This is a genomic window from Micromonospora sp. WMMA1998 (assembly GCF_027497375.1).
GTDB classification, from domain to species: Bacteria; Actinomycetota; Actinomycetes; order Mycobacteriales; family Micromonosporaceae; genus Micromonospora; species Micromonospora sediminicola.
In genome coordinates, this window is sequence record NZ_CP114911.1 from 2432033 (window position 1) to 2455620 (window position 23588).

The following is a 23588-nucleotide window of genomic DNA, read 5'->3' on the forward strand; positions in this document are numbered from 1 at the left end:
CCGCCGGCCGGGCGTTCGGGGACTGGAGCGACCGGCGCCGCACGCCGCTTGGTCCGTTGCCCGGCTGGGGAGGGAGGCCGGCCGGTGTGCCGGCGATCAGGGGTGTTCATCGTGCTCTTCCAGATGTAGGCCCTTGGTCATCATCACCAGGCGGACGTAGGTCAGTTCGTAGATGAGGCGGTCCAGACGGACCCGGTCGAGCAGGACGGGTTGGGTCGCGCCGTCGCGGGTGGCGTCGAGCTTCACGGCCAGGTCCCGTCGCCCGAACCGGTCGAGCAGCATCTGAACGCTGACCCAGCCCGTCCGCTCCTGGCCGACGGTGGCGAGGAAGCCTCGGTGCATCGGGTCGTTCGGTCCGCACCCTTGGCACCACGCGGGGCATCCGACGACGTCCGTCACCGACCCCAGGGCGTACTCCGGCATGCTCTCGGAATCAGTCATCGTGGCTCCCGGGATCTCCGCCCGCCTCGACCACCAGGCCGCGTAAGCACTCGATCAGTCGAACGGCCTGTGTCAGGGACAGCTCAGCCCAGCCGATACCGGCCCGACACGTCGCATGCACCGCGATCAGGGGCGTCCGAGCGTCGACGCCGATGAGGTACGCGACCACCATGCCGCCCACGCGAGCGTTGCCGACCCGGTGCATCGCACCGCGATGGTGGCGAGTCATCTCCGTCATCAGCGGCGGCACGAGGTGACCGCAGCGTTCGGGGGCACACCAGTCCGGATGGCTCGTCACGTCGCCACGCTTGTTCGTCGGCGTCACCGCAGCCACCGCCCGGCGCCATCCCGGTAAATCTGGACTCGCACGATCAGCGGGGTAGGCGGCGACTCCCGTGCCTGCTCGACCGACCATCGTGCCGACAGCGGGACCGCCGGGCACGCACCCGGTGGGACATTGCCCTTGGCTGACCGCGTCGGGTACCGCTTTCGGGGCCACCACAGGCAGAGCCGGCGGCGTCGATGAGGACGGCTGGGCATCGCACCTCCACAGGTAGAAGAGAGCCGGCGGCCGACCACGGGGGAATTCAGCCGGCCACCGGCTCGGATGAAGGCACGGCGCACCGTCCGACCAGGACGGGTCGGGTATCGCCGAGCCAACTTGTCCGCGCGGCTACCGCAACCGGTCCGACAGGACGCCGCGCATCAGGTGCGACCAGGGCCAGCACGAGACCACCCCTGACACGAGCCGTCACCCTGGCCGCACACCACGAAGCGTATCTACAAGTGAATGAGTTGTCTAGACGTCGAAACGGGTCGCTTGGTTGGCACTTGGTAAGACAAGTGCCAGGTACGGTGAGCGGGTGCCTACCCCGCACTACGGAACACCCCGCTACCGCGCCATCGCCGACGCGCTGAGACAACGTATCGAGAGCGGCGCCATCCCGGCAGGCACTCTCCTGCCGACCGAAGGCACCCTTAGTGTCGAATTCAGGGCATCGCGTGGCACGATCCGTCAGGCCATAGCAGTCCTGCGAGACGCAGACTTAGTCGCCACTGAACATGGGCGCGGCACCTACGCCAAGACTCAGCGACTCGAAGGCCCACAAGGCGAGACCGTTGCCTCAGAAACACGGCAGCGGCGAGTTCCCGCGGACCCTGAGCTTGCAGCGATCTTCGATGTTGATGTAGGTGCAGCACTCATAGAACAACAACGAGTAGACCGGACCAACGGAACGGTCGGGAGAGTTGTCAGAACCTACCGAGTGCTTCTCTCTGACGTCCCAAACCGCTAGGATGCTCGCGTGACCTTCCCTGACAGCATCCGAGAGCGTGTTGAGACCTTTCTGCGTAATAGAGATGACTACCGCAGTGGACGCTATCGGGAGGATGAAGTCCGTCGTGAGTTCATCAATCCACTATTTGAGAATCTTGGTTGGGATGTTCAAAATAAGCGAGGATATGCCGAAGCCTACAAGGATGTAGTTACGGAGCTTCCCACTCGGCTTGGCGAGGCAACAGGAGCGCCCGACTACGCCTTCCGAGTCGGCACTACAATTAAGTTTTTGGTTGAGGCGAAGCGTCCACAAGTCAAAATACGTGAGTCAGCAACGAGCTCATTTCAGCTGCGACGCTATGCGTTCTCAATGGGACTGAGCCTCAGCATTCTTACGGATTTCGACGAGTTTGCCGTCTACGATACGCGCGATCGCCCAGCCGAATCCGATTCCGCAGCAAAGTCACGTCTGGCATACTTTACGGCCGAACAGTATGAGGAAAACTGGGAGTGGTTAACCGCTACGTTTTCACCACAGGCCGTTATGCTTGGCAGCTTTGACAAGTATGCTCTGGACTCCAGCAAGCGTCGCGGTACATCGGGTGTCGATCGCGCATTTCTCACCGACATCGAAAGCTGGCGCTCAATGCTAGCAGTCGACATGGCGCCCAGGAACTTATCTCTTACCGCGAGTGAACTAAACGACGCGGTAGCGCGACTACTGGACCGAGTAATCTTCCTGCGCATTGCTGAGGACCGAGGCATTGAACCTTATGGTGAACTCCGACGCGCAGTAAAGCGCAGGCGGAAGACGGGTGTATATCGCGAGCTTTTTGAACTGTTCAAGCGCGCGGACGACCGATACAATTCTGGCCTTTTCCACTTTCGCCGCGAGGCTCGAAGAGCAGCTCTTCCGGACACCCAAAGCGTCAGCCTTGAGATAGATGACGAAATCTTGAGAAGGCTGATCGACGGCCTTTACTACCCCGATTCGCCATACGAATTCTCAGTGTTACCTCCAGAAATCCTGGGCCGCGTTTATGAGAAATTCCTCGGAAAGTCTATAGTCATTTCAGAAGGACGCCGAGCGACGGTCGAGGAGAAGCCCGATGTGCGGCTTGCCGGCGGAGTCTATTACACGCCGGAGTATATTATTCAGTACATCGCTCAGCGTACAATCAATGTATGGCTTTCGGGCAAATCCTATGAAGACGTAAACGGCCGCGGTTCATCTTCCAAGCCAATTACCATCGTCGACCCAGCCTGCGGATCCGGAAGCTTCCTCCTTGGCGCGTACGAGGTACTGCTTCGCTGGTACAGAGATCAGTACCTGCTGGAACCGGAACGGCATGCTCGCGGCCGTCCCGCACGCCTATACCGAGGTGCAGACGGCGCGTGGCGGCTCACACTTACTGAACGAAAAAGAATTCTCACTACCCATATATTCGGCGTCGACAAAGACTATCAAGCCGTCGAGACCACGAAGCTCTCACTCTTACTAAAAGTCCTAGAGGGTGAATCCGATCAGATCCAATCAAAGCAGCTTGAGCTAATTCAGGAGCGCGTTCTTCCGGATCTTGATGCAAATATCCGGTGGGGAAACAGCTTGATCGAACCCGACATCTACTTGAAATACGGAGCAGATGTGGCTGAATCGATCGCCGAAGAAGTCAACCCCTACTCTTGGCGCGACGAATTTCCAGAAATTATTCAACGTGGCGGCTTCGATGTCGTTCTAGGGAATCCGCCTTATGTTCGAGTTCAACGCATACCCCACATCCAAGCCGATTATCTGTTTTCGAAATACAATACTGTAGTCGGAAAGACGGATCTGTCTACTGTCTTTATCGAACGCGCGCTCGGCCTGTTGCACAAAGACGGCAAAGCGGGCTTCATCTCTACGAGCCAGTGGACGGCGACCGACTACGGACGAAAGGTACGGGAGCACCTTGGCTCGGGCCGACTGCATGAAGTGGTCAATTTCGGCTCCCTTCCGGTTTTCGAGGATGCAGAGACTTATCCCGCCATTTTTATTTTTGGTCATCAGACCAAGCCCTCTGTCCTGATGCGCGAGATTTCTCACCGCACAGACCTTCGACTTGAGGCAATTTTATCCGCAACCGAAACAGAGGTCCCGCTCAAACGACTTGGCGCCAAACCCTGGAACTTGAAACCGTTCGACTTATTTGAGCACATCGAAGAATTGAAGCTTGACCATTCACCACTCAATTCGATCGGCTCCTTCGCTGTCGGCGATCTGACCGGCATGGATGACGCCTTCGTACTTGACGAAGTGCAGGCTTCAAAGCTGATGTGCGATATCATACTTCCCTATGCGGGAGAAGGCGCGGGCGTTAGCAGGTTCGCCGACACTCAGATCATTAAGTGGGTCATTTATCCTTATCAAGAGATGGCCGACGGAAGGGCTGCATTATTGGAGCCCTCTGCAATGCGGAATCGATACCGGCCGGTGTACGAACACCTCATGGCCTTCGAGAACGATTTGCGGCTGCGCAAGGACAGCCGTCGCCTATACGCAGCGGGCGAGGATTGGTACCGACATCTGCGCGCAGGATCATTCCGTCTGATCAGGCCACGAAAGCTAATCCTTAAGGGAATCGACACGCGATGCTCCGCTGGCTGGTTGAGAGCGGACAGTTCTTTTAAGGGCAACAATGTTCCAGGGATGCCTTTGGCTGGCGTGTCGCGCCGTGTCGAGCTAGAGCTTCTCGGCATCTTGAATTCAAGACTGATCGGATATCACTTAAGAGCCGTCTGCCCTCCAAAACTTGGTGGTTTTACGAGGTTCACTAGCACCGGCGTAAACGCTCTCCCTCTTCGACTTCCGTCACAGGTCGAGAAAACGAGTCTTGACGCGCCGAACCAAGTTTCCGATTTTGCCGAGGCGATGATCGAAACTACCGCGAAACTTGACGCCTGTCGGTCGGAACGCGAAAAAGTTCAAGTAGCAAGACGACTCGAGGCGATCCGTTCTGGGCTGGACGAAGCGGTCTACCGCTTGTATAAGGTCGATGACAAATCGCGACGCGTGATCGACGAAGCGATGCAGTGACGCATGCTTCTGCACATAAGCACGCGGACCGGCCGCAGTGGATAGGCATAGTGCTACAGGACTCCGAGAGCCGGTGTCCGAGAGCCGGCGACTGCCGAATATACCTCTTAAGGATCAAGGCACCGCGCTCCGCGCGGTGCGGGGCGGCAAGCCCGGCCGGCGGCAAGCCGCCCCGGCCGCCTACGGCGCCGGGGCGGTGAGCCACCGACACCCGCCGGGACACCGCCCCCACGGGCGAAGGAACCAGCCTCAGCGAGGCCGTGACGGAAGCCGGCGGGGCGATCTGACCAAGTGGTCAGGGCTTCCGGCTGCCGCGCCAGTCCAACCCCGGGACTGGCTTGCCACCGTGTCGCAGAGTCACGGCACCAGCTCCACCGCCAGGACGTCCCCGACCCTTCCCCCACAGCCGCCGGCCCCGCTCCGGAACCATCGAGCGGCGGCCCCTCAGACGGCCCACAGCGGCGCATCCGGCCCGACCCGAGAAGAGGTCAACTGAGCCGGCACTCAGGGCGTCTCCAGGGCGTCAGGGCGTCGTCAGGGCGTCAAACGCCGGCCAAAGTTGACCAAGAACGACCATCGACGCCCGAACATAGAACCAGCTCATAGCCTTGATCAGGTCTCTGAGCTGGTGGGCGACGGACGAGTCGACCTGTACGCCGGATTCTGTGCCCGGCGCGTCCGAAAACGCGCCGGCGGCGGCCATCCATCTAGGCCTGCCGTCGCCGGCAGGCTCCAGCGGCCTACCCGCAGACATCGGACGGGCAGCCCTCAAGCGTCTGCGCGGGTCGTCATCTTGCGGTGACGGCCCTTTCTTGGCCTTGCTCCGGGTGGGGTTTACCGAGCCACCCCGGTCACCCGGGGTGCTGGTGGGCTCTTACCCCACCGTTTCACCCTTACCGTCCCGTGACGGGCCGGCGGTCTGTTTTCTGTGGCACTGTCCCGCGGGTCACCCCGGGTTGCCGTTAGCAACCACCCTGCCCTGTGGAGTCCGGACGTTCCTCGGCGACGGGCCGGAGCCCGTCGACGCGACCGCCCGGTCGACTCGTCCGTCGCGCTCTCATCCTAACGACGCACCCGTCACGCGCATTTCCGGCCCGGGCGCGACGGCGGACCGCGAGTTCGCCGAGGTGGCGGCAGCGCGGGGCCGTGGACACAGCCGCCGGACCCCGGCCGGGACCCTGGCGCAACCCGAGCCCGAACCAGGCAGGCGACCCGGCCCGGGGCGTACTAGCCTCTGGGGATCATGGATCTCTCCGACGCCGCGCTGCTGCTCGCCGCCGGGCTCGCCGCGGGCACGGTGAACGCGGTCGCCGGCGGCGGCTCGCTGATCACGTTCCCGGCGCTGATCGCGAGCGGCCTGCCGCCGGTGCCGGCCAACGTCACCAACTCCGTGTCGGTCTTCCCGGGCTACCTGGCCAGTGTGGCGGGCAGCCGGGCGGACCTGCCGCGCGGGCGGGCCCTGTGGTCGCTGCTGCCGACCGCCGCGGTGGGCACGGTGGTCGGTTGCGTGCTGCTGCTGGCCACTCCGGCCCGCGCGTTCGAGCTGGTGGTGCCGTTCCTGGTGCTGGGCGCCACGGCGGTGCTGGCGTTCCAGGACCCGCTGCGCCGGCTGGTGGGCCATCCGGCGCAGCTGAGCCCGCGCCGCCGTACGGTCACCGTGCAGGTCATGGTCGCGGTCGGCACGGTGTACGGCGGCTACTTCGGCGCGGCGCTCGGGGTGATGCTGGTGGCCGGGCTGGCCCTGGTGCTGGACGCCTCGCTGGCCCGGGTGACGGCGGTGAAGAATCTGCTCTCGGCCGTGGTGGGGCTGACCACGCTGGTGGTGTTCGCCCTGTTCGGCCCGGTGAACTGGGTGGCCGTCGCGGTGGTCGCGCCGGCCACCCTGGTCGGGGGGTACGCGGGCGCCCGGCTGGCCCGCCGGCTCCCGGCGGTGGTGCTGAAGACGGTCATCGTGCTGTTCGGCACGACCATCGGCCTCTACCTGCTGTGGCGCGCGCTGACCTGACGATCGGTCAGTACGCCTCCCCCACCGGCTCCTCCGGGGCGTGCTCGGCGGTGCGGGCGGCCCGGTTCCACACCACCCGCTCGCCGTAGCCGGCGGCCATCAGGTGGCCGAAGCCGAGGTAGACGAGCACGCCGACGGCGAGCACCCCGAAGCCGACCCAGAACGGCAGCGCCAGGCCGTGCTCGGCCAGCTTGCCGGAGATGATCGGGGCGGGCGCGGCGGCGCCCCAGCGGATCAGGTTGAACGCGCCGGTGGCGACGCGGCGGTCGGCGGAGCCGAGGCCGAGCGCCAGGTCGGTGAGGTTGGCGTTGGCCAGGCCCATGAACAGGCCGGCGACGACCAGGACGACGAGCGACATGGCGGTGCCGGTGCTGGTGGCGAACAGGACCATGCAGACCAGCAGGCCGACGATGGCCACGCCGACGGTCTGCACCGCGCCGATGCGGTGGGCGAGCCGGTGCCCGATCAGCAGGATGCCGGCGGCGAGGCCGAGGCCCCAGCCGGTGAACGCCAGGCCCAGTGGGATGACGTCGAGGCGCAGGAACAGCGGCGTGTAGCCGAGCACCACGAAGAAGACGAAGTTGTAGGCGGCGGTGACCACGCAGAGCGTCACGAACGCCGGCTTGCGGTAGGTGGCGAAGATCTGGCCCACGCGTACGGGGGCCTGCTGCGTCGCGGGTTCGCGGAGTTTGCGGGCGGCGACGCCGAGCGCGAGCACCATGAACACGCCGCAGACGAAGAACGGCAGCCGCCAGCTCACCTCGCCGAGCAGGCCGCCGATGAGCGGGCCGACGGCGAAGCCGAGGCCGAGCGCGGTCTCGAAGAGGCCGACCACCCATTCCCGGTCGTTGGCGAGGTTGACCAGCACCACCATGGCGGTGGCGAAGAACATCGCGTTGCCCAGGCCCCAGACGCCGCGCAGCACGGAGAGCTGGACGATGTCGTTGCTGAACGACGCGAGGATGGCGGCCAGGCCGACCACCGAGACGCCGGTGATCAGCACCGGTTTGAAGCCGAAGCGCCCGCTGGCCAGGGTGGCCGGGATCATGCCGACGGCCATGACCGCGATGTACGCGGTGAAGAGCAGCTCGACCTGCCACGCGGTGACGCCGATCGCCTCGCCGATGGCGGGCAGGATCGGGTCCACCACGGCGATGCCGGCGATGGCGAGGAACGCCACGAGCGTGGTGGCGTAGATGGCACTGCGGTTGGGCTCGGATCGGCGATCCACTCCGCAACCTCCCCAGATAGCTGTATCGTACAGGTAATTTCCTTGTATCATACAGCTATGAGCGACGACGCCCACGAGAACGAGGTCACACTCGGCCGGATCGAGACCGAGGTCGCGCTGCTGATGCGACTGGGCGAGGCGACCCGGCGGGGCACCGGCACCATGGAGCACCGGCTGCTCGACCGCGCCGCGTACGTGATCCTGCGGCACCTCGACGTGGCCGGGCCGCAGAACGTCTCGGCGCTGGCCGCCCGGCTCAACCTGGACGGGTCCACGGTCACCCGGCAGGTCTCCGCGCTCCAGCGCGACGGCCTGATCGCGCGTACCCCCGACCCGGCCGACGGGCGCGGCACGGTGATCTCCGCGACGGCGGCCGGGCTCCAGCGGATGGCGGCCGTGCGGGCCGCCCGCACCCGGCTCTACGGCGAGATGCTGGCCTCCTGGTCCGAGTCGGACCGGGACACCCTGGCGGAGTTGCTGCACCGCCTCAACGAGGCGCTCGACGCGCGCAACCGCCGCCGCTGACGCGGTTGTTAAGAGGGGCCCCCTCCTCTACCGAATACGTTAAGAGGGGGCCCCTCCTTTCACGCGACCGGCTCGCGCGCGGCGTCGGCGCTGTCGGTGGAGGTGGAAACCCTCGGGTCGCCCTCGTCGGCGAAGTAGTCGTCCGGCGTGGTGCCGTCCGGCCCGTCGGCCACCTTCGCCGCCCGCAGCACCAGCGTGCCCAACGCGGCCACCACCAGGTTCACCAGCACCGCCACGATCCCCACATAGATCGTCTTCTTGGTGTCGAAGCCGAACTCGGAGAGCGGGAAGGCCGAGCCGGCGAAGTGCTTCTTCCCGGTCGCCGGGTTGCCGATCTGGTAGAGCATCCACATGCCCAGGCCCATGCCGGCCACCCAGCCGGCGATCAGCGCGCCCCGGTGGAACCAGCGGGTGTAGAGGCCCAGCGCCACCGCCGGCAGCGTCTGGAGGATGATCACGCCGCCGATGAGCTGGAGGTCGATGGAGAACTGCGGGTCGAGGAAGACGATGCAGGCCACCGCGCCGACCTTCACCACCAGCGAGGTGATCTTCGAGACGTTGGCCTCCTGGGCCGGCGTCGCGTCCCGCTTCAGGTACTCCTTGTAGATGTTGCGGGTGAACAGGTTCGCCGCCGCGATCGACATGATCGCCGCCGGCACCAACGCGCCGATGCCGATGGCCGCGTACGCCACACCGGCGAACCAGTCCGGGAACTGCTGGTCGAACAGCAGGGGCACCACCGTGTTGCCGTCGACGCTGCCCTCCTTCGCGCCCGGCAGCGGCTTCACGTTCGCCGCGATGGCCATGTAGCCGAGCAGCGCGATCAGCCCGAGCAGCAGGCTGTACGCCGGCAGCGCGGACATGTTCCGCTTGATCACGTCCCGGTTCCGGCTGGCCAGCACGCCGGTGATGCTGTGCGGGTAGAGGAAGAGCGCCAGCGCCGAGCCGAACGCCAGCGTCACGTACTGGAGCTGGTTGTTGGCGTTGAGCAGGATGCCGTCGTTCGGGTTGGGTGAGGCGGCGAACTTGGCGTCCGCGGCGTCGAAGATGCTGCCCCAGCCGCCGAGCTTGTACGGCAGGTAGACGACCGCCACCAGGATCACCACGTAGATCAGCGAGTCCTTGACGAAGGCGATCAGCGCCGGCGCGCGCAGCCCGGACTGGTAGGTGTAGGCGGCCAGGATGGCGAACGCGATGATGATCGGCAGGTGCCGGGCCAGCGCGCTGTCGCCGGTGACGCCCATGGTCTTGAGCACCGCCTCGATGCCGACCAACTGGAGCGCGATGTACGGCATGGTGGCGACGATGCCGGTGATCGCCACCAGCAGCGCCAGGATCGGCGAGCCGAACCGGTTGCGCACGAAGTCGGCCGGGGTGACGAAGCCGTGCCGGTGCGACACCGACCAGAGCCGGCACAGCACCAGGAACACCAGCGGATAGATCACGATCGTGTACGGCACGGCGAAGAAGCCGGCCGCGCCCGCCCCGAAGATCAGCGCCGGCACCGCCACGAACGTGTACGCGGTGTAGAGGTCACCGCCGACCAGGAACCAGGTGATCCAGCCGCCGAAGCTGCGCCCGCCCAGACCCCACTCGTCGAGGTGGGCCATGTCCTGCGGTCGCCGCCACCGGGCCGCCACGAAACCCATGGCGCTGACCAGGAGGAACAGCAGCGAGAAGACGATGATCTCGGTGAGGTGGTCGCGCCACATCAGCGGTCACCCCGCTTCTTCTTGGTCATCTGGTAGACCAGCGTGGTGGTGCCGACGCCCAGCAGGATCCAGACCAGTTGCAGCCAGTAGAAACGCGGGAAGCCGAACAGCCGGGGCGAGTCGGCGTTGAAGAAGGCCGGGATCAGCGGCACCACGATCGGGATGAAGAGCAACCAGTTCCAGGGACTCTTGTCCTTCGCCCTGGATCGCGCCGTGTCCAGCGCCTCCGGTTCCGGTGTGGCCATGTGACACCCTCCGGGCAGTCGTAGCGGGCCATGTGACGGCCGGAGGCTACGACCCTGTGAGCGCGGTCACGTTCGACAGACCGACGCCGATGCGCCGAGCGGCCGCCGGCGTGCGCCGAACGGCCGCCCGGGGCTCAGAGGTTCCGCAGGTGCGCGGTGTCGTTGACGAGGCGGACCGCGACGCCGCCGTCCGGGTACAGGTCGAGGACCGAGACGCCCGCGGTGTCCAGGTAGAGCCGGTGCAGGAACGCGTCGCCGGCGGCGAGGGCGTCGCGCAGCACCAGCTTGATCGGCGAGACGTGGGAGACGACCACCACGGTCTCCCCCGGGTACGCCGACCGCAGCCGGTCCACCGCGCGTCCGGTCCGCTCGGCGACCTCGGTGAACGACTCGCCCTGCGGGGGCGCGACCCGGGTCGAGGCGAGCCAGGCGTCCAGTTCGCCCGGCCAGCCCTGGCGCACCTCGGCGAACGTGCGTCCCTCCCAGATCCCGAAGTCGCACTCGATCAGGTCGTCGTCGGTGCGTACCGGCGGATCGCCGACCCGCGCGGCGACCGCCTCGGCGGTGGCCACGCACCGGGACAGCGGCGAGCTGACCACGGCCGCGACGGACGGCGCCAGCTCGGCCACCCGGGCGGCGGTGGCCCCGGCCTGCGCCCGGCCGCGCTCGGTCAGCGGCACGTCGCCCCGGCCGGAGTAGCGCTTCTGCACGGTGCGCTCGGTCTCCCCGTGCCGCACCAGGATCAGCCGGGTGCCCTCCTCGGTCGGGCGGGGCTCCCACGAGGCGGGGGTGGTGGCCGGGTCGGTGCCGGTGGCCCGGGCCACCGTCGCCGCGGGCGGCGGCGTCGCCGCGGCCTCGGCCGGCGCGCCGGCGGCCGCCGCGTCCATCGCCGCGTTGGCCAGCGCGTCGGCGTGCCGGTTGCGCTCCCGGGGCACCCAGACGAAGCGTACGGCGGCGAACCGGCCGACCAGCCCGGCGGCCTGGGCCGCGAGCGGACGCAGCCCGGGGTGCTTGATCTGCCAGCGGCCGCACATCTGCTCGACCACCAGCTTGGAGTCCATCCGCGCCTCGACCTCGACCGCGCCCAGCTCGGCGGCGGCCTCCAGCCCGGCGATCAGGCCCCGGTACTCGGCCACGTTGTTCGTCGCCGTGCCGATCGACGCCGACCGCTCGGCCAGCACCTCACCGGTCTCCGGGTCCCGGACCACCGCGCCGTAGCCGGCCGGCCCCGGGTTGCCCCGGGAGCCGCCGTCGGCCTCGATCACGACCGCGCGCACCGCCACGGCGGCTACAGTCCCGACTCGTTCGTCCGGACCATGATCCGGCGGCACTCCTCGCAGCGGACCACGTCGTCCGGGTCGGCCTTGCGGATGCGGGCCAGGTCGGCGCCGGACAGGTCCAGCCGGCAGCCGCCGCAGCGGCCCCCGGTGAGCAGCGCCGCGCCCAGCCCGGTGTCCTCGCGGATCTTGTCGTAGAGGGTGACCAGGTCCGCCGGCAGGTCACCGGCGAGCGGCTGGCGGGAGGTGCGCTTGAACTCCTCCTCCTTGGCGATCTCGGCCAACGCGTCGTCGCGGCGCTGCTCGGCCGCGGCCCGCCGCTCCCGGGCGTCGGCGATCCGGCCCTCGATGCCGTCGAGCACGCCCTGCGCGGTCTCCCGCTGCTCCATCAGCTCCAGCTCGGCGTCCTCCAGGTCGCTCTGCCGGCGGTTGAGCGAGACCAACTCGTGCTGGAGTGCCTCCAGCTCCCGGGCCGGGCCGCTGCCCGAGGCCAGCCGGGCCTCGTCCTTGCTCTTGCGCGCCCGCACCTGGTCGACGTCCTTCTCCAGCCGGGCGATGTCCCGGTCCAGGTCGTCGACGGCCACCTGGGCGCGGACCCGCTCGTCCTCCAGCGCGGACAGCTCACGCGCGAGCGCCTCCAGCTCGGCCCGCTCCGGCAGGCTCCGGCGGCGGTGCGCGAGCTGGGCCAGGGTGGTGTCGATCGCCTGCAGGTCGAGCAGGCGACGCTGCACCTTCGGGTCAGCCTTCACGGTCGGGGCTCCTTGTCGTCCGGTCGGGGCGCGGCGGCGTGCACGGTCCACGGGTCGGTGTCCAGGTCGGACACCACGGCCTCGACGCCCATCTCGTCCCGCAGGTGGGCGGCCAGGTCGTCCAGCCAGGGTCGTTCGGTCGCCCAGTGGGCGGCGTCCAGCAGGGCCGGGCCGCCGGCGGCGAGGTGCTCGCCGGCCGGGTGGTGGCGCAGGTCCGCGGTGAGGAACGCGTCCACCCCGGCCGCGGTCGCCTCGGCGAGGAAGCTGTCCCCCGAGCCACCGCTGACGGCGAGGGTACGAACCATACGCCCGGGATCGCCCGCGGCGCGAACGCCCCAGGCGGTGACCGGGAGCACGTCGGCGGCCCGCCGGGTCAGCTCGGCGAGGGTCGTCGGGGCGGGCAGCTCGCCGATGCGGCCGATGCCCCGGCCGGGTCCGTCGGCGGGCGAGCCGGGGCGGGGCGGGTGCAGCGGGCGCAGCCCGGTCAGCCCGAACCGGGCGGCCAGGGCGTCGGACACCCCGGGGGCGGCCACGTCGGCGTTGGTGTGCGCCACGTACAGGGCGACGTCGGCCTTGATCAACCGGTGCACGATCCGGCCCTTGTACGTGGTCGCGGCCACCGAGGAGACGCCGCGCAGCAGCAGCGGGTGGTGCGCGACGATCATGTCGGCGCCGGCGGCGAGCGCCTCGTCCACCGTCTCCGGGACCACGTCGACCACGCAGGCGACGCGGCGTACCGGGTGCTCGGGCTCGCCCAGCACCAGGCCGACCCGGTCCCACTCCTCGGCCCAGGCCGGCGGGTAGCGGCGGTCCAGGGCGGCCACCACGTCGGCGACGGTGGGCGGCGATCCGGTTGTGCTCACGGCCGGCCAGCTTACCGGCGTCCGGCCGGGGACACGCCCACCGCGGTGGCGCGGGGCCGTCGGACGTCGACCGGCCCCGCGCCCACCCGTCAGCTGACCGGGGCGACCGGCCGCGCCGCGCCGTCCAGGGCGGCCAGGCCGGCGTCCCAGGGGAAGGCGTCCAGGTGCCGCTCACCGGTCCCCGGCGGGTGCAGGCGGACGACGTGGTCGCCGAAGACCACCCGCACGCCCCACTCGCCGAGACGGGCCAGGCTCGCCCGGAACGCCGGGTGCCCGGCCATCGCCTCGTTGGTGTACGGGACGGCCGCGATCGGCACCCCGAGGCCCTGCGCCTCGACCAGCAGGCCGAGCGCCAGCGTGTCGGTGATGCCCACCGCCCACTTGTTGACCGTGTTGACCGTCGCCGGACAGACCAGGATCGCGTCGGCCGGGGGCAGCACGTCCGGGTCGCCCGGGTTCTTGTAGTGCGTCCGGACCGGGTGGCCGGTCTGCCGGGCCAGCGCCGTCCGGTCGACGAACTTCGCGCCGTCCGGCGTGGTGACCACACAGACCGTCCAGCCGTCTCGCTGGGCGAGGTCGACCAGCCGGCCGACGTGACGGGCCAGCGGCGAGCCGCAGGCGATGACGTAGAGCACCCGGCGGCGCCCGTTGCTGGTGTGCGGACCGCTCATCCGGCCCGACCCGCGCTCATACTCCTACTCCCATGTGCTCAGCCAACTCCGCGATCGGCGGAGGCGGCGCACCCCGTGTGCGACGGAGCACGTCCGACATCACCTCGTGGGCGATGGGCCGGCAACGGATCTCGGAGGGCGCGAGCCGGTCGCCCCGCAGCAGCATGTCGCCGGCGTTGGCGACGTCGCCGATCTGGGCGTAGCCCCGGGCCAGGTCGAGCAGGTGGTGCGCGCGGCGTTCGGGCAGCAGCGCGTTGAACGCGGGCTCGGCCAGCCGGTGGTGCGTCTCCACCGCCCGGCCGCCGTCGCCCAGCTCGACGGCCGCGGCGGCCCGGTGCAGCTCCAGGTTGGTCGGGCCGAACGACGTCCAGTAGTGGTTGTGGTCGGCGCCGAGCAGGGTGGCCGCCTCCCCCGCGCCGGTGAGCAGGTCGTCGACCGTCGCCGAGTCGCCGATCCGGGCGGCGGCCATCGCGCCCTGGAGCAGCAGCATGCCGTAGACGGACAGGCGCTCGGGCCGGACGTCGTTGTCGCCGCCGGGGGCGAGCCGGTTGGCGATCCGCACGTTGAGTTCGAGCGCCGGGCGGGGGCGGCCCATCGCGACGAGGGCGTTGCAGACCCGGGTGGTGGCGATGCCGGCGAGCAGCGGGTCGTCGGCCCGCTGGGCCACCGCCATGGACCGGTCGGCGGCCAGCCACGCCAGGTCGCACTCGCCGAGCTTGCGCAGCACCGAGGAGGCGATCTGGTAGACCTGCCCGAGCAGGTGGGCGGCCTCCCGGGCCTGGTCGTCGCCGCCGTACCCGGCGTCGGCCGCCTGGGCGTCGCGCAGCAGCTTGGGCAGCGCGCGGGTGAGCATGCCGTAGCGGCCGTACTGGTAGGTGAGCCAGGCGTGGTTGACCGCCTTGTGCATGTCGACCAGCGGCGGCGGGTAGGGCGCGGCGTCGAAGTAGGCGCTCATCGAGTCGTACCGCTCCAGGGCGGTGCGGATCTCCTCGACCTCGACCTGGTCGATGCAGTTGAGCGCGTCGGTGCGCCGCTCCGGGTCCTTGCCGTGCAGCAGTTGCACGTCGATCTGGAGGATGTCGGCGATCTCGTAGAGCACCGAGAACTTGTCCAGCCGGCGGACGCCGCGCTCCACCTTGTCCACCCAGCTCTTGGACTTGCCGAGCCGGTCGGCGAAGACCTGCTGGGACATCTTGCGGCGACTCCGCCAGTACGCCACCCGCCGGCCTATGGGTAGTTCGTCCATCCCTGCTCCCTCCCCCTCACGGCGCCGGCCGGTCCCCCCACGTCCATCAGGTTTGCCCTGGTCGCACAGGTTGTGCGTCAGCCGTCCAGCCAATTCTCGTAGTTTTCGTGCAAGTTGCACCGGCCGTTCGTCAGCTCAACGAACGTGGGTTACGGCAGTGACGGCTTTCGACGTGTGGCATGTGGACGGTTCGGCGGGGCGAGAGGGGATGGCACACATGTGGGGGAACGTCCGACCGCGCGTCGCTCACCTGTCGCCGCTGGAGCGGGTCCGGCTGCGCCGGGTCGCCGTCCGGTACGCGCTGCACGGCTGGCCGGTCACCCCGGGGGCCTGCCTGGCCAACAGCCGCTTCGTCTGCGGGCGGGCCGGCTGTCCCACCGTGGGCTGCCATCCCGCCCTGGAGGACTGGGAGCGCGCGGCCAGCGCCGACCCGGCCCGGGTGGCCACCTGGTGGCGGGACCGCCCGCACGGGGTGCTGCTGCCCACCGGACACGCGTTCGACGTGCTGGAGGTCGCCGCCCACCTCGGCCGGCGGGTGCTGGACACGGTCGCCACCCACCCGGCCGGTCTCGGCGTACGGGGGCCGGTGCTGGTCACCCCGACCGGCCGCTGGATGTTCCTGGTCCGCCCCGGCGACCCGCTCCGGCCGGAGCTGGAGCACTGCTTCCACGTGGTGCGGCACGGCCCCGGCTCGTGGATCCCGGCGCCGCCGACCCGGCTGCCGGAGGGGACCGTGCGCTGGGCGGTCGCGCCGGAGCAGGCCCGGTGGCAGCTCCCCGACTCCTACCTGGTGCAGAACGCGCTGATCGCCGCGTTACGGGCCGCCGGGGTGACGCTCACCCCGGACCTGCTCCCCGGCCATCTCCCCCTGCCCCGCCGAGGCCGCTGACCCGGGACAACTGCCCGACAGCGACCTCCCCGGCACCGCACTCGTTGTGCCTGCCGAGGGCGCGCACGCGCCAGAGCGGGGGTTTGACGATGTCCAGGGACGACGCGGCCCGCCACACCGGCGGCACCGAGCCACCGCGGCACCGCCGCCGCCCGCACCCGTGGGGCTTCACCCGCCCGCGCGGCGCCCGCCCCGGCCGCCCCCGGCCGCCGGGCTCCCGCCCCGCCATCCTCCACCGCCCCCTCCGCTGACCATGCCCCCGGAGTGCGGGGAGGTCACGGGGTCACCGGGAGGGTGCGGGAGTGCAGGAGGCGGGCGGTGTCGGTGACCACGGCGTGCTGCCAGGGAGTCGGCAGCCGGTCCAGCCAGGCGATGCCGGGGTCGCCCATGGCGACGGCGGCGGTGGCGTAGGCGTCCGCCAGACCCAGGTCCGGGCCGACCACGGTGACCGACCGCAGTCCGACCGCGGGCGTCCCCCGGCGCGGGTCCACCACGTGGTGCCCGCGCTCGTAGACCCCGGACGTGGCGACCGCCAGGTCGGTGCCGGTCAGCACCAGGCAGGTCGCCGCCGGGTCCCAGGGGTGCCGCACGCCGATCCGCCACGGCTCACCGCTGGCCGTGTGGCCGCGTACCCGCACGTCGCCGCCGGCGTTCACGCAGTGGTTCGGGGCGCCGGCGGCCAGCAGCCGGTCCGACGCCACCTGCGCCGCCCAGCCCTTGACGTAGCCGGACGGGTCCAGCCGCCCGGTCGCGTACGCGTCGAAGAAGCCGTCCGTGGCGGTCCACAGGTCGGCGCAGCACTCGAGCACGGCCCGCAGGTGCTCGGAGGCGTCGGCCAGCGCCAACTCCCCCCGGTCCAGCCGGCACACCTCGCTGTCGTCCCGGTAGGTGCTGAACCGCGCGTCCACCTCGCGCAGCCAGTCGAACGTGTCCTCGGCCAGCTCGCGCAGGACGGCGGCGGGCCGGTCGTCGGCCAGGTCGAGGCTGATCGCCGTACCCATGATCTGCTCGACCCGGCGCAGCCCGGGCCGACCGGCGGCGGTCAAGCCTAGGCCTTGTCGATCGCGGCCTGCAGCGACTGCTTGTAGGCGGTGCTGGTGTAGGTGGCGCCGGAGACGGTGCTCAGGTTCGCGCTCTGCTTCGCCACCACCTCGCCCGAGCTGCCGCTGTAGCGGGCCTGCACGTCGTCGCTGCGCTGGCCGGACTGCCCGCCCAGCGGCATGCCGATCGCGGTGGCGTCGACGATCCGGCTGCCGCTCAGCGTGATCTTCACCTGGAGCGAGCCGTACTTGTAACTGACCGACGGGCCGGTCACCGTGCGGGTGGTCGGCTTCGGCGGCGCCTTCGTGGTGGTCTTCGGCGCGGCCGGAGCGCTGCTGGTCCGGGTGCCGCCCCGGCTGGCCGGCTTCCGGTCGGCGGAGGGCTTGGCGCTGGGCTTCGCCGACACGCTCGGCGCGGCCGAGGGCGTCACCCCGCCGGGCGCGGTGGGGGTCGGCCCGCCGGGCGCGGGCGAGCCGCCCGGGGCGGCCGGGGCCAGCGCGACCGGCAGGTCCTGGGCGGCCTGCCCGGTGCCCGGGGCGCCCTTGAGCACCACCAGCGCGGTGGTGCCGGCGGCCAGGCCGGTGATCGCGAGGAGCGCGCGACGCATGGTGCCTCTCCTACAGCTCGAACGCGGTGAGGTGGATCTGGCGGCGGGGCACGCCGGCGGCGCGCAGCGCCTTGACAGCCTCGTCGACCAGGCCGCCGGGGCCGCACAGGTAGACGTCGCGTCGGGTCAGGTCGGGCACCAGCCGGCGCAGGCCCTCGGGGTTCATCACCTGCCGGGGGCCGGGGTCGTCGCGACGGCCGATCACGTACCAGACCGAGGTCTGCCGGGCCTGGGCGAGCCAGTCCAGCTCCCGGTGCAGCAGCACGTCGGCGGGCTGCCGTGCGCGGTAGATCAGCGCCGCGCCCGGCGGCAGTTCCTCCAGCATCGCCCGCAGCGGCGCGATGCCGCTGCCGCCGGCGATGAGCAGGGCCCGCTCCCGAGTGCGGTGCGCCGCCGTGAACGTGCCGAACGGGCCCTCGGCCCAGACCCGGGTGCCCGGGGTGAGGTCCCGCAGCTCGGCGGTGTGCTTGCCGACGACCTTCACGGTCAGCCGCAGCCAGCGGCCGTTGGCCGCCGCGGAAACCGAGAACGGGTGCGACTCCCACCAGCAGCCGGGGTTGAGGAACCGCCAGCGGAAGTACTGGCCGCCGAGCATGTCGATCTGGTTGAGGCGGTGCCCGGTCAGATAGATCGAGATGGTGTCCGGGCTCTCCGCCACGACGTCGGCCACCCGCAGCCGGTGCCGCAGGTTGAACACCAGCGGTGCGATCACCCGCCCCCACAGCAGCGCGGCCACCACCAGCAGGTACGCGGCGATCCAGCCGGTACGCGCCGGGCCGGGCTCGTAGAGCTGGGCGCCGTTGCTGAACTGGTGCGCGTACCCGAGCAGCAGCGTGAGGTAGCTGGTCAGGTGCAGCACGTACCAGAGCTCGTAGGGCAGCCGGCGGCGCACGCCACGCACCGCGGTGACCCCGACCGCCACCATGACGCCAGCGGCCACGAACGCGGAGACCATGTCCTCGTAGTCGGTCAGCAGCGCGCCGACCTCGCCGAGGACCGAGTTCTTCTCCTGCCGGGCGTAGCCCACCACGAGCAGCGCCATGTGGGTGAGCACCGCCACCAGGAGCGTGGCGCCGAGGTCCCGGTGCAGCCGGGAGATCCGCTCGCCGCCGAGCGTGCGTTCCAGCACGCCGAGCCGGCTCATCATCAGCACCTGCGCCAGCAGCAGGTAGCCGGCGACCAGGCCGGTGACCCGACCGCCGGCGGTGAGCACGTCGGCGGTGTCGGTCAGCGAGCCGGCCGGGGTGTCCAGCCACCACGGCAGGACCGCGGCGGCCAGGCCGAGCCAGAACACCACCGCCAGCGCACGCCGGCCGCCGGGCCCGCGGCGCGGCCGGCCCGGCGGTACGGGAGCAGCCGGACGGCCGCCGTACGGGGCGGAGTGCCCGGTACGGCGGCCGGCGGCGCGGGTGTCCTGATACGTCACGCGTACATCTTGATCGGGGTGAACTTCTGCCGGGGGAAGACCTTGTCCACCTCGGCGGCGGTCAGGCCGAACCGGCCCTGCGCCACCGACCCGTAGACGTTGAACATGTTGTTGTACTCCGGCACGTCGCCGCTGTCCAGCTTGTCCAGGCCGTTCCAGGCGCCGAGCAGCGAGCCGGCGAGCTTGCGCCCGGACAGCACGGTGACCACGCCGCCGTGCCCGTGGTCGGTGCCGCCGCCGTTCGAACCGACCCGGCGGCCGAACTCGCTGGACACCATGATCGTCACGTCCGACGCCCGGTCGCCCAGGTCGGTGAAGAACGCGGCCATGGCGTTGGCCAGCTCGTTGAGCCGCCGCCAGAGCTGACCACCCTCGCGCGTGCCCTGGTTCTCGTGGGTGTCGTAGCCGCCCATCCCGACGGTGGCCACCCGCACGTTCGCCCCGCCCTTGATGAGCTGGGCGAGCTGCTTGAACGCGTTCCCGACGCCCTGGTACTCGACCCCGGGAGCGGCGGTGTACGGCTTCGCGGCGAGCTTCTGGGCGGTGGCCAGCGCGCCCATCCCCTCGATGACCGACTCCTCCACCGGGTGGTTGATCCCGGTGAACAGGCCGCGGATCGCCTTCTCGGTGGCGGCGCGGTACTTGTCGTCGCCGTTGAGCCGCAACTCCCCCACGCTGTTCAGGGAGATCGCGCCGTTCACGCCGACCAGCGAGCGGGGCAGCGTGCTGCCGATGCCGACGCTGCGGAACGCGGTGCCCTTGCCGAGCGTGTCGACCAGGCTGTCCAGCCAGCCCCGGCCACCGGTCTCACCGGGCAGGCCGCCCAGGTTGCAGGCGTCGGCGGCCTGGAAGTGGCTGCGCGACAGCCGCGGGTCGGAGACCGCCGGCACGAAACCGAGCTGGCCGGCCTTGAGCCACTTGTCCAGCGGAGCGAACGCGCTGGTCAGCTTGAAGCCGCGGCCCAGGGCCAGCGAGTCGTTGCCGAGCAGCAGGTCGGGCCGGGCCTTGGCGAGCACCGGGTCGTCGGCCGGCGCGACCAGGCTGAGCCCGTCCAGCCCGCCGTAGAGGAAGACGTGGATCAGGGTGCCGGTCTTGGTCGCCGCGAACGACGCCGAGGTGGTGACGAACTGGGCGGTGGCCAGCGCGGTCGCGGTGGCCGCGGCGCCGGCGACGAAGGTGCGCCGGGTGACGCCCCGGCCGTCCTGCTGGGCCTCCTCGACCTCCTCCAGGCGGCGGTACCGGTCGGCCTCGGCCGCGTTCTCGGCCGCGACGATGTCGGCCTCGGCGCGCAGCAGCGCCTCGGCCGGGTTGTCGGCCAGCCGCCGCAGGTCGGGGCATTCGGGGTGCAGGGGGTACGGGTTCACGGTCATCTCCATCGAATGCCTCACCGGAGGTGGTGCTGGGGGGACGCGAGGATCGTCCGCGCGACCGCGGCGATGGCCCCGTTGAAGGTGGCGTCGACCTTGGTGCTCTCGGTGGCCCCGGCCACGGCGAGCAAGAGCTTCTTCTCCTTGGCGCTCAGCTTCTGGTGCACGAGCTTCTGCGCCAGCGCGTCCACGTACGCCCCGGCGGTCGCCGGCGGCTTCGCCACCAGCTTCTCCGGCTTGACGTAGGTGAACTGCTTACGCCAGCCACCGAGCAGGTCGCCGGCCTCGTTCCAGCCGTCGATCATGGTGCCGGCCGAGGTCCACGCCAGGTAGACGTCGGCGTAGCCGTCCGGGGTGGGCTTACCCATCGGGTACTGGCCCAGCTCGCGCATCTTGTCCTGGATCTGCCGCAGGCCCTGGGCGAACGGCGTACGCCGCTTGTCGCCCTCGAACCCGGCGGCCGCGTCCGGGCCCACGCCCAGCGACCGGTACGTGGCGACCAGGTACTCCATCGGCCGGCGCACCTTCTGGCCGACGGCGGCCCAGAACTCCGACGAGCTGAACAGCGTCGCCAGCACCGGGCGGATGTTGCCCTTGTTGGTGGTGTACGCCTTCGCCAGCCGGTCCACGATCGACTTCGGCGGGGTGTCGGAGACGAACCGGGTGGCCAGGTTCTGGGCCACGTACTTCGCGGTCGACGGGTGCAGCGCGATGTACCGGATGTAGGAGTCGATCACCTGGTCGGCGACCTTCGGGTCGCTCGAGTTGTTGGCGTGGGCGAACCCGAGGATCTTCACCTTGCCGACGTAGTGCCGGTCGGCGAAGAACATGTACTTGCCGTCGGCGACGCCCCGGCCGGTCTGCAGCATCGCGGCCTGGCGCACGTCCTTCTCGGTGTAGCCACCGTCGACGCCGACCGAGTACAGCTCCAGGTTCTCCCGGGCCAGGTTCTCGTTGATCGCGTCCTTGCGCGAGTCGACCTGGTTCAGGTAGAGCAGCAGCGCCGGGTGCTTGTTCGCGGCGACCAGCATGTCCGGGTAGTTGCCCAGCGCGTGCTTGCGGATGACGTCCCGGTCGAACGCGTTGCGGTAGTTCTCCCCGCCGTCGAAGTCGGCCGCCACGTGCAGGAAGTCGTTCCAGAAGTCGACCATCACCTCGAAGAGCTGGCGGTCGGACCAGATCTGCCGGGCGATGGTGGCGTCCACCGTCTCCCGGGCCGGGTCGACGCCACGCTCGTTGAGCTGCTCGCGCTGGTCGCGCAGCTGGGTCGGGCTCAGCTTGAGCGAGGGCAGCTCGGCCAGCTTCAGCTCGGCCTTGGTCGGGGCGATCTTCTCCGGCTCCAACTGCTGGCGCAGCCAGTCGTCGATGCCCAGCCGCTTGATGTCGGCCATCACCTTGGCCGTCGGACCGAAGGTGGTCCGGCTGGCCAGGTGGCGGATCGGGTCCTTGGCGAGCACCGTCTTCACGGTCACCTCGGTCGCCTCGGCGGCCGCCGCCGGGCTGCCGAACAGGCGGCCACCGGCCGGGGCGTTGCGCTTGAGCGCCGCGCCGGCCCGCGAGCCCATGTAGCTCTCGTTCTGCTCGGTGTAGGTCCGCACGGTGCTGGGCTGCTGGCCGCTGGGCCGGGCCGTGGTGCCGTCGGTGGTCACCGTGCCGGTGGCGTCGCCCGCCGCCTCGTCGGTGAACAGGCCACGGATCTGCGGGGACAGGGCCAGGGCGGCGCCGCCGGCGACCACCGCCGCGCCACCGAGGGTCGCCAGGGCGCGACGCCGGCCGCGGCGCGGCGCGTCGTCCCCGTCGTCGTCCAGGCTGGGCAGTCCCGGGCCGGGCGGCGGGCCGTACCCGCCGGCGGGCTGAGCGTAGCCACCGGCCGCGGGCTGGGCGTACCCGCCCGCGGCGGGCTGGGCGTAGCCGCCGGGCGCGTGGCCGGCGGAGGCGAAGCCGTTCGGCCCGACCCACTGCGGGCCCGCGCCGGACTGCGGGGCGGGGTGCCCGCCGGCGTACGGCGCGGCGGAGTCTCGGTACCCGTCCGGATGGGGGTGCTGGTATCCGTCCCAGCCGCGGTCGTCCCGGGGTCGACGCGGTGGCACGTTCAGGTCGGCCATGTACCTATCCCGTTTTCTTCGAGCGCCGGCACGCCGGCCACCCGGGGGTTGGGTGGCGGAGGGGCGGCGACGGTTGCCGGAGAGTTGCTACGGGAAAGTAGCCAGCGCTCCCCGGCCGCTCAAGGCGCGCCGGAAGCGCCCGCGCGCGCACTTAAGACGGTGCTCAGGCCGTCTGCACGGGGCCGGGCACCGGGAAGCCAACCGCCGACCGTCCGGAGCAGGGGCTACCCGGGCGTCGACCGCCCGGACGTGACGTTTCGACCCGCCGTGACGCTGCCGGCCGCGTTCACCACCTCACGCAAACTTAAGGTAGGGATAAGCCTGCGCTGAGGTCCCGGACATCCGGACTGCTGGACGGCCGGGACGACGATTTTTGGGCGATATACCGCCTGGTCATATTTATGACTCAGCGGTACATCGCACTCCGCGGCGTCGTCGTCCCGGCCGCGACCGGCCACCGGGCCGTGTGTGCACTCGTGTCCGGCTCGTCGAAACAGCAGCAGCGGCGGCGCGTGACCGCCCTTCGATCCGGGTATGCCGCCGAACCGCTGAAGCCGTGAGGGGAAGGCGCCGCCATGCTCAGCCAAGAGGATCAGCGCAGGTTCGAACAGATCACCCGCCAGCTGCGGGAGAGCGATCCGCGGTTCTTCGCCCGGTTGGACAACCGGGTCAAGGGTCGCCGGGGCCGGTACATGATGCTGCTGACGATCGTGTTGTGGGCGTCGCTGCCGGCGATGACCGTGCTGGCCGGGAGGCTGGCCGGTGCGATCTGCGCGGTGGTGCTGGTCGCCAACGCCGCCCTGATGTGGCGGTTCCGCCGCCGCCTGCTGTGAGCGTAA

At 70.0% G+C, this 23588-nt stretch carries 20 protein-coding genes and 1 other RNA gene; 5 read left to right on the plus strand and 16 right to left on the minus strand.

The features are described 5' to 3' along the window. Positions 1 to 96: 96 nt before the first annotated feature. Positions 97 to 441 (minus strand): hypothetical protein, encoded by a 345-nt coding sequence (locus O7600_RS10580; protein ID WP_281593436.1) that lies wholly within the window; start codon positions 439 to 441, stop codon positions 97 to 99. Then, on the minus strand, positions 434 to 766 hold the full coding sequence (locus tag O7600_RS10585) for a hypothetical protein (protein ID WP_281593437.1): 333 nt from the start codon (positions 764 to 766) through the stop codon (positions 434 to 436). Before O7600_RS10585 ends, O7600_RS10580 begins: the two co-directional genes overlap by 8 nt. Positions 767 to 1745: 979 nt before the next feature. Here O7600_RS10585 and O7600_RS10590 point away from each other — a divergent pair. Beyond that, positions 1746 to 4790 carry an N-6 DNA methylase gene (locus tag O7600_RS10590; RefSeq protein WP_281593438.1) on the plus strand — a complete coding sequence of 1015 codons (3045 nt, stop codon included), beginning with the start codon at positions 1746 to 1748 and terminating at the stop codon, positions 4788 to 4790. Between the two features lie 636 nt (positions 4791 to 5426). Here the strand turns inward: O7600_RS10590 and rnpB are convergent. After that, positions 5427 to 5835: RNase P RNA component class A (gene rnpB, locus O7600_RS10595), an RNA gene on the minus strand. 198 nt (positions 5836 to 6033) lie between these two features. On the opposite strand from rnpB, the gene O7600_RS10600 reads away from it, so the two are divergent. Beyond that, positions 6034 to 6795 carry a sulfite exporter TauE/SafE family protein gene (locus tag O7600_RS10600; protein WP_281593439.1) on the plus strand — a complete coding sequence of 254 codons (762 nt, stop codon included), beginning with the start codon at positions 6034 to 6036 and terminating at the stop codon, positions 6793 to 6795. Positions 6796 to 6802: 7 nt separating this feature from the next. On the opposite strand, the gene O7600_RS10605 is transcribed toward O7600_RS10600, so the two are convergent. Then, entirely contained in the window at positions 6803 to 8026 is a 1224-nt protein-coding gene (locus O7600_RS10605; RefSeq protein WP_281593440.1) for an MFS transporter, read from the minus strand. A 57-nt stretch (positions 8027 to 8083) separates the two neighbouring features. Between O7600_RS10605 and O7600_RS10610 the strand changes: the two genes are divergently transcribed. Then, entirely contained in the window at positions 8084 to 8551 is a 468-nt protein-coding gene (locus O7600_RS10610; protein ID WP_281593441.1) for a MarR family transcriptional regulator, read from the plus strand. 59 nt (positions 8552 to 8610) lie between these two features. Here the strand turns inward: O7600_RS10610 and O7600_RS10615 are convergent, their stop codons facing one another. From O7600_RS10615 to O7600_RS10645, 7 genes are all read right to left on the minus strand, one after another. Then, on the minus strand, positions 8611 to 10263 hold the full coding sequence (locus tag O7600_RS10615) for a sodium:solute symporter (RefSeq protein WP_281593442.1): 1653 nt from the start codon (positions 10261 to 10263) through the stop codon (positions 8611 to 8613). Next, positions 10263 to 10508 (minus strand): DUF3311 domain-containing protein, encoded by a 246-nt coding sequence (locus O7600_RS10620; protein ID WP_281593443.1) that lies wholly within the window; start codon positions 10506 to 10508, stop codon positions 10263 to 10265. The genes O7600_RS10615 and O7600_RS10620 overlap by 1 nt, the downstream gene beginning before the upstream one ends. A gap of 134 nt (positions 10509 to 10642) precedes the next feature. Further along, positions 10643 to 11791, minus strand: a complete 1149-nt coding sequence (locus O7600_RS10625; RefSeq protein WP_281593444.1) for a bifunctional RNase H/acid phosphatase — start codon at positions 11789 to 11791, stop codon at positions 10643 to 10645. Between the two features lie 5 nt (positions 11792 to 11796). Further along, complete coding sequence (locus O7600_RS10630; RefSeq protein ID WP_281593445.1) at positions 11797 to 12534, minus strand: C4-type zinc ribbon domain-containing protein; 738 nt, start codon at positions 12532 to 12534, stop codon at positions 11797 to 11799. Then, the gene (locus tag O7600_RS10635; RefSeq protein WP_281593446.1) at positions 12531 to 13397 is read right to left on the minus strand and encodes a Nif3-like dinuclear metal center hexameric protein; all 867 of its coding nucleotides are present in this window, start codon (positions 13395 to 13397) and stop codon (positions 12531 to 12533) included. Before O7600_RS10635 ends, O7600_RS10630 begins: the two co-directional genes overlap by 4 nt. A gap of 89 nt (positions 13398 to 13486) precedes the next feature. Then, on the minus strand, positions 13487 to 14068 hold the full coding sequence (locus tag O7600_RS10640) for a flavoprotein (RefSeq protein ID WP_281593447.1): 582 nt from the start codon (positions 14066 to 14068) through the stop codon (positions 13487 to 13489). A 16-nt stretch (positions 14069 to 14084) separates the two neighbouring features. Beyond that, positions 14085 to 15314: a helix-turn-helix domain-containing protein gene (locus O7600_RS10645; protein WP_281593448.1), complete on the minus strand. Its 1230-nt coding sequence runs from the start codon at positions 15312 to 15314 to the stop codon at positions 14085 to 14087. 217 nt (positions 15315 to 15531) lie between these two features. Here O7600_RS10645 and O7600_RS10650 point away from each other — a divergent pair, with 217 nt between their 5' ends. Then, positions 15532 to 16203: a bifunctional DNA primase/polymerase gene (locus tag O7600_RS10650; protein WP_091572730.1), complete on the plus strand. Its 672-nt coding sequence runs from the start codon at positions 15532 to 15534 to the stop codon at positions 16201 to 16203. A gap of 275 nt (positions 16204 to 16478) precedes the next feature. On the opposite strand, the gene O7600_RS10655 is transcribed toward O7600_RS10650, so the two are convergent. From O7600_RS10655 to O7600_RS10675, 5 genes are read right to left on the minus strand one after another with little or no spacing between them, the layout of a single operon-like run. Next, positions 16479 to 17204 carry an FAD:protein FMN transferase gene (locus O7600_RS10655; RefSeq protein WP_281594121.1) on the minus strand — a complete coding sequence of 242 codons (726 nt, stop codon included), beginning with the start codon at positions 17202 to 17204 and terminating at the stop codon, positions 16479 to 16481. A 47-nt stretch (positions 17205 to 17251) separates the two neighbouring features. Further along, entirely contained in the window at positions 17252 to 17851 is a 600-nt protein-coding gene (locus tag O7600_RS10660) for an FMN-binding protein (protein ID WP_281593449.1), read from the minus strand. Positions 17852 to 17861: 10 nt separating this feature from the next. Continuing rightward, entirely contained in the window at positions 17862 to 19277 is a 1416-nt protein-coding gene (locus tag O7600_RS10665) for a ferric reductase-like transmembrane domain-containing protein (protein ID WP_281593450.1), read from the minus strand. Further along, positions 19274 to 20647, minus strand: coding sequence for a DUF1501 domain-containing protein (locus tag O7600_RS10670; RefSeq protein WP_281594122.1), 1374 nt, complete (start codon positions 20645 to 20647; stop codon positions 19274 to 19276). Before O7600_RS10670 ends, O7600_RS10665 begins: the two co-directional genes overlap by 4 nt. Positions 20648 to 20661: 14 nt before the next feature. Beyond that, complete coding sequence (locus tag O7600_RS10675; RefSeq protein ID WP_281593451.1) at positions 20662 to 22749, minus strand: DUF1800 family protein; 2088 nt, start codon at positions 22747 to 22749, stop codon at positions 20662 to 20664. Positions 22750 to 23324: 575 nt separating this feature from the next. Here O7600_RS10675 and O7600_RS10680 point away from each other — a divergent pair. Continuing rightward, positions 23325 to 23582 carry a DUF3040 domain-containing protein gene (locus O7600_RS10680; RefSeq protein WP_091572710.1) on the plus strand — a complete coding sequence of 86 codons (258 nt, stop codon included), beginning with the start codon at positions 23325 to 23327 and terminating at the stop codon, positions 23580 to 23582. The last annotated feature ends 6 nt before the right edge of the window (positions 23583 to 23588 follow it).